This window comes from Flavobacterium subsaxonicum WB 4.1-42 = DSM 21790 (assembly GCF_000422725.1).
In the GTDB taxonomy this organism is placed as follows: Bacteria; Bacteroidota; Bacteroidia; order Flavobacteriales; family Flavobacteriaceae; genus Flavobacterium; species Flavobacterium subsaxonicum.
Genome location: NZ_KE383909.1, coordinates 70,986 through 84,871, shown reverse-complemented (window position 1 = coordinate 84,871; position 13,886 = coordinate 70,986). Strand labels below are relative to the sequence as shown.

The 13,886-nt window shown below is 43.6% G+C and carries 9 protein-coding genes; 5 read left to right on the top strand and 4 right to left on the bottom strand.

Features of this window, described 5'->3' with window-relative positions; translation table 11 throughout:
- Nucleotides 1-110 precede the first annotated feature (110 nt).
- From G509_RS0110905 to G509_RS0110895, 3 genes are read right to left on the bottom strand one after another with little or no spacing between them, the layout of a single operon-like run.
- Entirely contained in the window at nt 111-1,946 is a 1,836-nt protein-coding gene (locus tag G509_RS0110905; RefSeq protein WP_026991576.1) for an ABC transporter ATP-binding protein, read from the bottom strand.
- Nucleotides 1,947-1,997: 51 nt separating this feature from the next.
- Nucleotides 1,998-3,326 (bottom strand): sensor histidine kinase, encoded by a 1,329-nt coding sequence (locus G509_RS0110900; RefSeq protein WP_026991575.1) that lies wholly within the window; start codon nt 3,324-3,326, stop codon nt 1,998-2,000.
- A 4-nt stretch (nt 3,327-3,330) separates the two neighbouring features.
- Entirely contained in the window at nt 3,331-4,680 is a 1,350-nt protein-coding gene (locus G509_RS0110895; protein ID WP_026991574.1) for a sigma-54-dependent transcriptional regulator, read from the bottom strand.
- A gap of 141 nt (nt 4,681-4,821) precedes the next feature.
- On the opposite strand from G509_RS0110895, the gene G509_RS0110890 reads away from it, so the two are divergent.
- The 5 genes from G509_RS0110890 (at nt 4,822) to G509_RS0110870 (ending at nt 12,685) form a co-directional block, all read left to right on the top strand.
- Nucleotides 4,822-6,063 (top strand): efflux RND transporter periplasmic adaptor subunit, encoded by a 1,242-nt coding sequence (locus G509_RS0110890; protein ID WP_117590901.1) that lies wholly within the window; start codon nt 4,822-4,824, stop codon nt 6,061-6,063.
- An 81-nt stretch (nt 6,064-6,144) separates the two neighbouring features.
- A complete protein-coding gene (locus tag G509_RS0110885; RefSeq protein ID WP_026991572.1) occupies nt 6,145-6,852 on the top strand; it encodes an ABC transporter ATP-binding protein in 708 nt (235 codons plus the stop codon).
- A gap of 10 nt (nt 6,853-6,862) precedes the next feature.
- Complete coding sequence (locus tag G509_RS0110880) at nt 6,863-9,292, top strand: ABC transporter permease (protein ID WP_026991571.1); 2,430 nt, start codon at nt 6,863-6,865, stop codon at nt 9,290-9,292.
- An 87-nt stretch (nt 9,293-9,379) separates the two neighbouring features.
- Nucleotides 9,380-10,696, top strand: a complete 1,317-nt coding sequence (locus G509_RS0110875) for a TolC family protein (protein WP_026991570.1) — start codon at nt 9,380-9,382, stop codon at nt 10,694-10,696.
- A gap of 75 nt (nt 10,697-10,771) precedes the next feature.
- The gene (locus G509_RS0110870) at nt 10,772-12,685 is read left to right on the top strand and encodes a metallophosphoesterase family protein (RefSeq protein ID WP_035738881.1); all 1,914 of its coding nucleotides are present in this window, start codon (nt 10,772-10,774) and stop codon (nt 12,683-12,685) included.
- 73 nt (nt 12,686-12,758) lie between these two features.
- Here G509_RS0110870 and G509_RS0110865 read toward each other — a convergent pair whose 3' ends face one another.
- Complete coding sequence (locus G509_RS0110865; protein WP_026991568.1) at nt 12,759-13,838, bottom strand: phosphatidylinositol-specific phospholipase C1-like protein; 1,080 nt, start codon at nt 13,836-13,838, stop codon at nt 12,759-12,761.
- Nucleotides 13,839-13,886: the final 48 nt, after the last annotated feature.

Sequence of the window (13,886 nt, the reverse complement as noted above, 5' to 3'; positions counted from 1 at the left end):
ATAGTTATAAGCAAGCAAAATTTGCCATTTGCAAGACGCGGCAAACTTAAGCCCCTTATAAAAAAGGTGTATTAATAAGCTATTACTAAATAGTGAATTAACAGCAACCTCTACTTGTAGCCGCTGGCCTGCAGGTTAAACAGTTCGGCGTAGCGGCCGTGCATGGCAAGCAGTTCTTCGTGGGTGCCAATTTCTAACAACTGGCCTTTTTCTAACACCAATATCCTGTCGGCCAGGCGTGCGGTGCTAAAGCGGTGCGATATCAATACGGCCGATTTACCCTCGGTCATGTGCGCAAAGCGTTGGAACACCTCATACTCGGCGCGGGCATCCAGGGCTGCGGTAGGCTCATCTAAAATAAGTACCTGTGCATCTTTCATATAAATACGGGCAAGGGCCACCTTTTGCCACTCGCCACCGGATAATTCCACACCATTATTAAAACGCTTGCCAAGGGCCTGGTCGTATCGGCCGGCCAGTTTTTCGGCCAGTATATCGGCCATACTGCCCTGTGCCGCCCTTTTAATAAGTTCCTCATTATCCTGCTCGCTAATATTGCCCACGGCAATATTGTTGGAAAGCGACATCTGGTACCTTAAGTAATCCTGAAAAATAACCCCCAGGTTAAGGCGCAGGTCTTCGGGATCGTATTCTTTTAGGTCGATTCCATCAAGCAAAATACGGCCTTCGGTAGGTTCGTATAAACGGGCCAGCAGTTTTACAAGGGTGGTTTTACCGGCACCGTTCTCGCCCACTAAAGCCAGCGTTTCGCCGGGGTGCAGCGTAAAGTTAAGGTAGCGGTTGGCCCAGCTTTGGGCATGGCGGTATTTAAAGCCCACATTCTCAAACGTAAAACCCTGCTGTATGGGGTTAGGGAACGGTATCGGGTTTTGCGGCACCACGATGGCCGGCTGTATCTGGAAGAAATCTAAAAAATCGTCTAAGTAAATTGCCCCCTGCGATATGGTGGTAAAGCGCAGCAGTATACCCTCGGTTAACGTTCGCAGTTGCCTGAACGACCCTGCAAGAAACGTAAGGTCGCCCACGGTAAGCGTACCGCTAATGGTTTTCATAATTATAAATACGTAGGCGGCATAGTAGCCCGTACTGCCCAGCATAGAAAAAAACGTACCCCATAACGACCGTTTAACGGCAAGCTTGCTGTTATCTTTATAAAACTGGTCGGATAATCGTTTAAACCTGCCTATTATAAAATCGGCCAGGTTAAATATCTTAACTTCTTTGGCGGTTTCATCGCTCGCACCCAGGTAGCGCAAATAATCCAGTTCGCGGCGTTCGGGTGTCTGGCTTCGCGTAAGCGAATAGTTCTGGCTGTTAAAATACGATTCGCCTAAAAACGAGGGTAAAATGGTAAGTATTAAAAGCACGATAAGCCACGGGTTAAACGCCAGTAAGCCCGTTACCAAAAATACCATAGAGATAAGGTCTTGCATTTGCCCCATTATTTGCGACAGCAGCATGGTGCGCCCCAGTGTTTGCTGGCGTGCCCTTTCGAGCTTATCATAAAATTCTGAATCTTCAGATTGTTCGAGGTCGAGCGTGGCGGCATGCTCCATTATCTTGACCGATGTGTAGTTAGAAAAACTATCGCCCAGCAGCCCGTCTAAAAGGTTGGTAACCCGGTTTAGGGCATCGGTAATTATGGCAAGGCCAAACTCCAGGGCCACAAGCTCCCATAAATATGTAGTATCGGCCCCTGCCGGATTGGTGCTTAGCAGTATAACCTGGTCTACAATAAGCTTGCCTACATACAGCAGTGCAACAGGCATGGCAGAGCGCAATATCCTGAAAAAGAAACTAAAAAATGTTTTTTGCGGGCTGCTTTGCCATACCAGTTTAAAAAATGCCGGCAGGTTGCTTAAAGCGCTTATGCGTTCTTTAAAACTGGCCTTTTTTATAACGGGTGCGCTTCTCTCCTTCTTCATAAACTAACTTCCTCTTTTTAAGAAGCTGCAAAGGTAGCCATATAAAGCCCCTTACTCTACCAAACAAATTATAAATTTGGTGGTGTTGTCGGCAGACTTAAAGCTAAGATACCCCCCGTGTGCCTCTACAATGTTTTTAGACAGCGTTAGCCCAATGCCCGCCCCCTCTTTACGGGTGGTAAAAAACGGAAGGAAAATCTTATCTTCAATCTCTTTTTCTATGCCGTTGCCGGTATCTGTAATGCTAATAAAAACACGGTTGCTTTTAACCTCGGCACTAATTTCTATGTGTTTGTGGTCTTTATCTTGCAGCGCATACATACTGTTAATTAACAGGTTAATAAGCACCTGCTCCATTTGCAGCCGGTCTACCATTAGCCAGCGTTTTATGGCAATGGTGTTTGTAACGGTTATATTGGCTTTTTTAAACAGCGGTGCCATAATATTGAGCGCGCCATCTAACAGGTCGGTCAGTTCGGTCTTTTGCTTATCGGGCGATGGCAGCATGGCCAGCTTGCGGTAGCTTTCTATAAAGTTTTGAAGGTGGTCGCTGCGGTTTATCATGGTCGATACGCTTTGGCGAATGTCCTCCAGGTCGTCTTTAGACAACGCATCCTGCTGCATAATGTCTTCGAGGTTTTGAGCGAGGGAGCGTATGGGCGTTATGGAATTTAAAAGCTCGTGCGATATTACCTTCATAAGGTTTATCCAGGCATCTTTTTCTTTCTTTTCTATAACCTTTTGTATGCTGTCGAGCAACACTATATAGTACTCTTTATTATAGGTTTTGGTTTTAGAGGCCTGCAGCAAAAACGTTTGGGTGTCCTGTCCGTCGATGCTTATTTGTGCCGATGTTTTAAGATCGTCGAAATTTCTACTTTCGATAAGTTCGCAAAGCGATGGCAGCTGCTTTTTTAAGTACACCCATTTTGATACTTTGGGCGTCTGGAAGTGGTCTGAAAAATAATCGTTCATTAAAAAAACATCCCAGTCGGTTTCTGTTTTTTCTAAAATAAGCACGCCGGTTTCTATGTTGTTTAAAATAGAACGGTATACCATGTCTTTAGATACCTGGTCGTCCTGCTTTACCTTTAAATGGTTGTAGAGTTTAAACAGGCTCTTGTAATTTTCTAATGATGTGTGCCTGGAGAAATCGGCCGAAAAGTCGTTGTTTAAAATGGCGCTTATGGTTTTATCGTAAAACAAAAAGGTGCTGCGTACAAAACTAAACAGCTCTGCCAATAGTAAAACAAACACTAAAAGGCTAAACACAGTGGTGTAGTACAGGGCTTTTTGGTACAGTAAAAAACTGCCTCCAACGGCAAGGAGTATTAAAAGTAACCTGATAAAAAGCTGCTGGTAGAGTTGTAAGGCCTTCATAAGCTTAGTTGTTTTCTATACCGTATTTCTCCATCCTGCGGTACAAGGAAGCCCGCGACAGCCCCAACTCTTCGGCCGATTTACTGATGTTGAAATTGTATTTATTAAGCGCCTTTTCTATCGAGTTTTTTTCAATTTCAGATAATGGCAGGTCGTCGTTAGGTTCTTCTGTCTTAGTGATGGTTTCAAGGTTCAGGTCGGCTACCGTAATAACATTATCCTCACACAAAATAACGGCACGCTCTATACGGTTTTCCATCTCGCGAATGTTGCCGTTCCAGGCATGCAACTGTATATTTTGCAGTGCCATATCATCAAACACTATAGCAGTACGCTCGTACTTATCTATCATCTTATCCAGTAAAAATTGGGCAAGCGGCAGCAAATCGGCACGGCGTTCGCGCAATGGCGGCAAGGTAATTTCCATCGTGTTAATACGGTAGTACAAATCTTCCCTAAAGTTTTTAAGGCTTACCTGCTGCACCAAATTGCTGTTGGTGGCGGTAATAATGCGCACATCTAACTGACGTGCCCTGCCCTCGCCCAGCCTTGTAACGGCTTTGTTTTGCAACACCTGCAACAGTTTAGACTGCAGGTGCAGCGGCACATTGCCAATTTCGTCTAAAAACAGGGTGCCGTTGTTGGCCAGCTCAAAACGGCCGGGGGTATCGGCTTTGGCATCGGTAAAGGCACCTTTGGCATAGCCAAAAAGCTCGCTCTCAAAAATAGAATCGCTTAACGAACCCAGGTCTACATGCACAAACGGCTGGCCGCTGCGGTTGGACTGTTGGTGAATGTAATGCGCCATTACGTACTTGCCTGTGCCGTTTTCGCCCAAAATAAGCACATTGGCATTGGTTTTAGCCACTTTTTGCGCCAGCGAATACGCACTCTTAATAGCACCCGATTCGCCTATGAATAAGGTATCGTTCTGGGGTTGCTTAGCTGCGGTTTTCCTGTTTTTGCGGCTTTGGTCTACGGCGGTTTTAACCACCTCTACCAGTTTTTCGTTATCCCAGGGTTTTAAAACATAATCGGCAGCGCCGTTTTTAAGCCCCTCTACCGCCGTTTGCACATGCCCAAAGGCCGTCATTAAAACAACCGCCGTTTGTGGCGATAGCGCCTTTATTTCCTTTAAAACATAAATGCCCTCGCGGCCATCTTCAAACCCAATGCGGTAATTCATATCCAGTAAAACAACGTCTATCTGGTTTTCGGCAAGCAGCGTAACCACATTTTTAGGGTTATTTAGGGTATAAATTGTTTCGAAATGCTTTTTTAAAACCATACGCGACGCAAAAAGAATGTCTTCCTGGTCGTCTATAATTAAAATGGCGGCGTTCGTTTTTTTCATGGGTTGTTCATTATCGTACAAAAGGTGTTCAGAACCGGACAGTTAGCAATTTAACACCCTGCAAAATCACTGATTTTAAGCCAATTACAATTTTTAAAACTGTGGCACAAAATTGCTATATACTCTTACAAATTTGTTAATATGGACACCGTTGTTCTTCGTAAAAATAGAAAAAATAAGTACCTATTGGTGGCAGTGCCCGCTTTTTTATTAGTGGGCTATTTCGTATATGCCGCTGCCACAAAAAAGCGCAGCCTTGATGTTAAACGCAGCGAAATTGTAATTAGACCGGTGGAAGATGCTTTTTTTGAAGACTTTATCGTATTCCAGGCCAAAGTGGAGCCGCTGAATTCGATGCTGATAAACGTTGCCGAGGGCGGATCTGTCCAGGAAATATTTATTGAGAATGGCGACAGGGTTACCAAAGGCCAGCCCCTTGCCCGCCTGTACAACCCTAACACCGAGTTGAGCTATGTTACGCAGGAAACATCTATTATAGAACAGGTAAACAACCTGGATAAAGCCAAGCTCGATTTGCGCAACCAAGAGCTTAACCTTGCCAAAGACCTGGTGGCTATAGAGCACGACTACCAGGATGCCAAAACACAGTACGACCTTAACGAGAAATTGTTTAAGGAAGAAATACTATCGGCCAACGAATGGCAAAAGACAAAAGAGAATTTCCGTTTTCAGAAAGAGCGTAAAAATATCATTCAGCAAAGCATCCAGAAAGAAAAACAGGCCAATGCCGTGCAGATATCGCAAATTAACCAGTCGAAAGTGTTTATGCAAAAAAGCCTGGAGATACTGCGCACCAACAAAAAGAACTTTTTAGTTACCGCGCCGTTAGCCGGCAGGATATCATCGTTCGAACCTATTTTAGGCAAGAACTACACCGTGGGCGAAAGTATTGGTAAAATAGATGTTATGAAGGGCTACAAGCTGCTTGCCGAGGTAGACGAGTATTATCTTGAAAAGATATCGGAAGGGCAAAAAGGCCACATAGAATACAATGGCGAGAACATTAATGTAGCCGTTACCAAGGTGATACCCGAAGTTAAAAACGGCCGCTTTATAGCCGAACTTAATTTTACCGATGGCAAAGTACCCGACCTAAAACAGGGCCTTAGCTTTGGGGTGCGCTTAACGCTATCAGAAAAAAAGAAATCTACCGTGCTGTCTAAAGGGGCTTTTTATGCCGATACATCGGGCAAGTGGATATTTATTGCTAAGGGAGGCAAAGCCGTGCGGAAAGATATTAAGCTGGGCCGCGAAAACCCTTTGTATTACGAGGTTGTTAGCGGGCTACAACCCGGCGACAGCATAATTACATCGGCCTACACCGATTATAAATCTATCGAAGTGCTAAACATTAATAATTAAATTTACGCTCAATCATCATCATCAGAGTTCAATCATCATCAATCAAATCAAAAAACAACAGTTATTAAAAATCAAAAAGCCATGATTAACATCCAGAACCTCTCTAAAGTTTTTAGTACCGAAGAAATAGAAACCAAAGCCCTTAACGAAGTTTCGCTGCAAATAAAGCAGGGTGAGTTTGTAACCATTATGGGGGCATCGGGTTGCGGTAAGTCGACACTGCTTAATATTGTAGGGCTGTTGGATAACGTTTCGTCGGGCAGTTATAAATTGCTCGACCGCGAAATTAACGGCCTTAGCGAATCGGAAAAATCAAAAATAAGGAAAGAGAATATCGGCTTTGTATTCCAGAACTTTAACCTTATCGACGAGCTTTCGGTGTATGATAATATCGAGCTTCCGCTTATTTACAACAACGTACCATCATCTGAAAGAAAGAAAAAAGTAGAAGCTATTGCCGAAAGGCTGGCCATATCGCACCGTTTAAGGCACTACCCCCAGCAGCTATCGGGCGGTCAGCAACAAAGGGTGGCCGTGGCAAGGGCACTTATAAACGACCCTAAAATTATCCTGGCCGATGAGCCCACCGGTAACCTGGACAGCAAAAACGGCAACGAGGTTATGGAGCTGTTAACCGACCTTCATGCGAATGGCGCTACCATACTTATGGTTACACACAGCGATTACGATGCATCGTTCTCTCAAAAAACCATTTTTATGAAAGACGGCATGGTACTTACCGAAAAGCACAACAGCAGAAATGTAGATGTTTTAGTTTCTAACTCGTAATTACATCATCATGCTAAAAAACTGGATCAGGATATTTTTATATCAAATCAAGAACAACAAGTTCTTTACCGCCCTAAACGTTTTGGGGCTAAGCATGGGCATAGCCGGGCTAATATTTGCCATACTGTACTGGAACGACGAGCAGTCTTACAATGCCTGGAACCCCGGTAAAGACAACATTTTTTATACCGTTACCAATTTTGGAGAAGGCAATATTTGGGGCAGCAGCACCGCGGCGTTGGGCCCGCGTATAACAACCGCTCTACCCGAAGTAGAAAGCTTTTGTTATACCGATGGCTGGTACAATAACGGTGTTTTTAAATACAAAGATAAAAAGCAGCTTATAGAAAAGGTTATGAGTGCCCAGCAAAGCTTTTTTTCTTTTTTTCCGTACAAAATACTTAAAGGCAATGCTGCCACGGCACTGGCCGATAATACCGGCATGGCACTATCTGAACCCACAGCAAAGCTATTGTTTGGTAACGAAGACCCCCTGAACAAACAGTTGTATTACGATAAAAAGTACTATACCATTACGTGTATCTATGCCATAGAAGGAAGATCATCGTACGAGCCGGCTGTAGTAATAAACGATATGGATGCCAAATTAAAAGAGAGCGAAGAGCGCTGGGGCAGCTTTAGTTATGCCCTCTTTTTAAAACTTAAAAATCCGGCGGATGCCGATATTGTTAAAGCTAAAATGGAAAAGCTGTACTTTGATTACCGCACAATACCATCGGCAAGAGAAAGCGGCATGACCCCGCAGGAATACGAAAAAAAATATGAAAAAACCCTTGTTATATTAGAGCCGTTAAAAACATTGCGCCTGCACTCGCTGGTAGACGATAACCCGGAGGGCCGCGGCAACCTGCAATTTCTTATTATTATGGTGTCGCTATCGGTTTTAATACTCATTCTTTCTATTGTTAACTACGTAAACCTGGCTACGGCAAGCGCCATTAAACGTGCAAAAGAGGTAGGCGTACGTAAAATACTGGGTGCCAGTAAAGCTAATATCATCAGACAATTTGTATTTGAAACGGTTTTAACCACCCTTTTTGCCATATTATTATCACTTGTAATTGTAGAGTTATCGTTACCGCATTATAACAACTTTTTAAACAAAGTGCTTGTAATACACGGCAGCCAGTTTTACTTGCAACTGGTACTTATTTTTGTAATTGTGGTTGTAATTGCAGGTATATTTCCTGCCGTATACGTTAGCAATTTCGAAACCCTTAAAGTGCTTAAGGGCAATTTTGGGCGCAGCAAAAGCGGCGTGTGGCTGCGCAATAGCATGCTTATATTGCAGTTTGCCATAGCATCGTTCTTTATTGTAGGCTCTTACATTGTGTACCAACAGGTAGATTATATGAGCACTAAAGACCTTGGTTTTAATGGCAGCCAGGTTATAGATGTAGAGTATAATAACGGCTATGATTATAAGCAGGAAGGCTTTAGAGAAAAACTGATGCAAAAGTTTTACATAACTAAAGATCGCCTGCTAAAAATTAAGGGCGTAAAACAGGTATCGGCAGGGTCGTTTGCTTTTGGTGGCGGGGCTATAAACACCTCCGGGTTTACCTATAAAGATGTTTTTGTGCAACCCCAAAATATGGCGCTGGACTTTAACCTGCTTGAAATGATGAAGATTAAAATAAAGGAAGGACGTAATCTTTCAGAGAAATTTTCATCAGATACTATCGAGTCGGCATTGCTTAACGAAACTGCCGTAAGGATGATAAAAGAAAAAGACCCGATAGGAAAAGAAGTGATGTGGAACGACCAGAAATTAAAAATTGTAGGCGTGGTCTCCGACTTTCATAATAAGGGCCTAAACCAGGATATACCACCCATGATATTTTTCCACTTTAAAACCGTGCCCTGGATGATACAAAATGTGCACAGTATTTTTATCGATATCGACCCTAAAGAACTACAGGCCGCACTACCCGAAATAGAAAAATACTGGGTAGCCAATGTAGACCCTGATTATCCGTTTAAATATCAATTTGTAGACAAGCGCTTTGCCCGTACGTACGAGGGGTATGCCAAACAACGCAACCTGTTCTCGCTGCTAAACCTTGTGGTAATAATTATAGCCCTGTTTGGTTTGTTTGCACTGGCATCGTACTCCATACAGCGCCGCATGAAAGAAATTGCCATTAGAAAAACGCTTGGCGCAGAAACCCAGACCCTGCTTAAAGAGCTCTCTAAACAGTACGTTGTGTTTTGTATTATTGGCTTTGTTATAGCACTTTTCCCGGCTTATATGCTGCTGGATAAGTGGCTTGATAATTTTGCCTTTAGGATAAACATATCGCCCCTGCCGTTTATAATTGGCTTTATACTGCTTATGGTTTTAACACTAATTGTGGTGTTATCTAAAGCGTACCAGGCCACAAGGGTTAACGTATTAAAATACCTTAAGTACGAGTAGCCTGATTTAATTTATTTGAGTTTTCCTGATTTTTTATTGCCTGCGGGGGTGCGCAAACTTCCGCAGGCTTACTAACTATTTACTAAAATGAACGCTATAAAACTATTAGGTATCCTCTTACTCCTTACCTGCCCTGCCTTGGCGCAGGAGGTTTGGACGTTTAAAAAATGCCTGGAGCTTGGCCTGCAAAACAATCTGGACTTTAAAATAAACCAGCTCGAAATTTTAAGTGCAGAGGCCACCCATCGCAGTGCTGCTTTAGAATATTTGCCTATCGTTGGCTTTGGCGGCACGCACAGCTACAGCATAGGTTCTACCATAGACCCGGCCACTAACAGCAGGGTAAGTTCTAAAATACAGTCGGATAATTTTTCGCTTAATGCGAACATGAACCTTATTAACTTTAATACGTTTACCGAGGCCCGACGCAATAAAATAGCCGCCCTAAGGGCCCGCGCCGATAAAGAAGCCGCCGAGAGCGAATATACCTTAACCCTGTTAGAGAACTACTTTACTGCCGTATATACACAAGAGCTGCTTAAAATACAACAGTCGCAGTTTGAAAATGCCGTTTTTAACCTCAACCGCATACAAAAAGAAGTAGAAATTGGCAGCAAGCCTAAAAGCGACCTGTATGATATGCAGGTTAGCTACGCCCAGGAAGAAAACAACATACTGGAAACCACCCAGCTTTTAGAAAACCAAAAACTACTGCTGCTACAGCTCATCAACGTAACCAATGTTACGCCCAATACTATTGTCCTCGAAGCCTTAGCCGACCTTGAAGCCACTCCCCTTTCGGATATTTCGATCTACCAAAATGCGGTTAGCAACAGCCCTAAAATTAAATCGGCTTTGCTTAACGAGGCCGTTTTGCAAAAAAATGTTACCATAGAAAAAAACAATTACCTGCCGGTGGTGTCGGCATTTTATTCGTACTCATCGTTTTACTACCAGCCGCTTAACCAGCCGGGCGCAACGGTTAACCCATTCTGGACACAGCTTAACGACAACAAAAACCACTACGTAGGATTGCAGCTGTCTGTACCCATTTTTAACGGGCTAAAAACCCACCGCGATGTGCAGCTTGCCAAAATAGAGCACCAAAAAAGCCAGGTTAGTACCGAACAGGAAAAACTAAAACTGCGCCAGGCCATAGAGCAGGAAACCACAAAACAGCAGCAAAATGCCACACTAATAACCAAATTGCAGGACACCCAGGCTTTCGCCGAAAAATCGTTCCGCACCACGCAGGTAAAATTCACCAACGGCCTGGTTGAAGCTGTGGTGTTTACGGCCTCTAAAAACCAGTTGCTTACCGCCCAGTACAGCCTGCTAAAAGCAAAATTTACATTGCAGTATATATCGTTAAAGATCAGGTTTTTAGAATTCAACCAATTTTAGGCCGTAACTTAAGTATTGCAATTAGGTAACACTGGCTTTATATATTTTTTCAGATTTTTGCAGTAAAAAGTTTTAATGACCCACATTACCCGCTATTGCCTGCTTGCTGTTGCTTTATTTTCTATACACCTCAACGCGCAAAATAAAGCCGAAGGCACCCAGATAGCCTTTTTAGCCGATGTGCATTTGCAGGATCTGTACGGCTCGCTATCCGACAGCGATTATAAGGGTGTGTTAAATCCTGCCAACGGCAAACCTGCGCTGTTGCGCACTATGGATGCCCAACTGCACTCTACCCGTATTTTTAACGAGAACTACTTTGCCTTTTTGGCTGCCTTAGATGATATTGCCAAGCGCAACATACACTACGTTGCCCTGCCCGGCGATTATAGCGATGACGGCCAGCCGCTGCACGTTCGCGGGTTGCAACGCATTTTAAACGAGTACAGCACCAAATACAACATTGAGTTTTTTATAACTACCGGCAACCACGACCCGGTCGGGCCTTTTGCACAGGATGCCGGTAAAGACGATTTTTTAGGCGATGGTGGCAAACGCCAGCCTATTTTTAGCAAAGAGGGTTATAAACCCAATCCTGCTACAGAGTTACCGGTTGTACTAACCAAAGATATAGCTAAAATGGGCTACCTGGGCATTACCGATTATTTGCAGGAATTCGGGTTTTACCCCAAGGCTAACTATAAGTATTGGGCAACGCCTTTTAGCAGCTATACTTTTGCAGATTATACTTTAGATAAGGCACAGCAAGCATCTGACCTTAAAAACCGAATGTACAATGTGGCCCCCGGTTTTACCTTGCCCGATGTTAGCTACGTGGTAGAACCGATAGACGGCCTTTGGCTTTTGGCGATTGACGGCAATGTGTATATTCCGAAAAACGCCAATGGCAGTGCCTCCGACCCGAAGAATTACAAGGGTGCCGACTTGGGTTACAACAATGTACTATCCAACAAAAAGCATTTAATAGACTGGGTTAAAAAAATTGCCGATGAAGCTAAAAAACAGGGCAAAACCCTGATTGCCTTTAGCCACTACCCTATGGTAGAGTTTAATGATGATGCATCGCCCGAAATTGAAGCCCTTATGGGCAAGGGCAAGTGGCAGTTAGACCGCGTGCCCGAAGAAGAAGTGGCACAAACCTTTGCCGATGCCGGCCTTAAAATACACTTTGGCGGGCACATGCACATTAACGATACAGGCATCCGCACCAGTGCAAAGGGCAATACGCTGGTTAATGTGCAAACACCATCGTTGGCGGCTTATATTCCTGCTTACAAGTTGCTTACCATCAAACCAAATAACGTGGTTGAGATTGAAACCATTACTATAGACAGCGTACCCCGCTTTAATGAGCTTTTTAGCCTTTATAAAATGGAACACGCCTTTTTAGAAAGTCAGCACACAAAAGATATTTGGAATGATGCCATACTTACCACCAAAAGCTACCACGAGTTTACCGATTATCATTTAAAAGAACTGGTGCGCCTGCGTTTTTTACCCGATGACTGGCCGGTAGCCTTTAAAGAATTTATTACTAATGTATCAGGTTACGACCTTTTGGCGTTGGCTAATATGGATGCTAAGGCATCTTACAATGACATCCTTAAAAACAAAGCTGCTTATAAAGCCGACTGGAAAAAGGCCGAAACTTCAACCGCCAAATTACTCGCTAAAAACAAGATAAAGGCATCTGATTTTAAAGCATGGAACGGCATGGACCTTATAACTGACTTTTACCGTATCCGCAGTGCCGACCAACTGGCTATTGCCGATGTGGGCGAAGCCAGAATTAAGCAGTACCAATTGCTTTGTGCATCTTATCTAAACAAAAAAGGTGATGGTAACGATGCCAACCAAAAAAACCTAACCCTGTTTTTACAGATATTAGATAAGTTTTTAAAAGGGGCACCGGCCAATCATTTTAGCGTTAACTTAACCACAGGCGCTGTGCAGGACTTACAGAAATAACCACTACACTACAAAATAAAATAGGCATCGGTAAACCCGATGCCTTTTTTTTACAACCTAACATATAACAAAACTATTTTCTTGTAACCGTACCGTTTACAGGGTTAAGCCTAACATATTTGCCATCGTCAAACTTAATGCTGTAAGTCGATTTAAACAGTTGGCTTGGCTTGTAATAATCGGTAGTAATAATTTGTGCACCGGAGTTTTTAGCTGCCGTAAAATGCGAATAATCGTTAGCACGCGCCTCTTTAGTATCAGAGTCGGCACGCGTACGGATAATATAGCCCTTCTTAACCAGGTCGGGTATAGAAGCATCTTCAGAGTTATTCCTAAACATAGCCGCAGCCTCCGGAGTGCCCGGTTTGGCATTAACAAAAGCCACACGACCTTTTAACGACGGGTGCCCCTGCATATACAGTTCCATTTTTTTATCGCTGTTATCTAACAGGAAAAAGAATTTGCCCTTAGCATTTTTAAGCGTTGGCCAGTTGCCGGCAAGCACCGCTTCTTCCAGTGTTTTGTAATTGCCCTTAACCATATCGGGCGTTATCAGTTTGTCTTCGCCCAAATTTTTGCGTATAACGGCATCGGCCTCATCAAACAGCTGGGTGGTAAAAGCCTCCGGAGTTGTACCAAAATGGTTGGCTTTGCCATCTTTAGGCTCAAGCGTTATAAACACCGGCACGTGGCCGGGGTTAGCGTCAGACCATGCTCTTAATTGTTGCAGGCAACCCTCAAACGTTGGTGCCCAACTCCTGAAATCTATATCGGTAACATGAAAAACCTTAAAGCCCGGTTTGTTCATAACGCCATCGGCATCATAAGCCTTATCCGGCTTAGCCAGGTCAAGGCCTTTAGGGTGTGCATACTTACCGCCTTTGCTATCGGCATAAATATCGATCTCCAAATTTCTGAGCCCCATGTTAAGCTGGTCGGTAATAGAAATATGGTCGTACTGCAAACCGCTCATCGAAGCAGAATCTTTTGCGGCAAGCACCTTATATAAGGCTGGTTCAATACCAATTTTATAACTGTTGTGCGACCCTATAACCTGTAGTTTATTAAGTTTTGTGTCGTCTGTCTGGGCATGCGCCTGAAAAAGCGCCCCTGTAGAAAAAATAAGCGCAAGTGCTGTAGTAACTGGTTTCATTTATAAATTTTTAAGTGCAACTGCAAAAGTACCTGCGCAAGGTTAAGC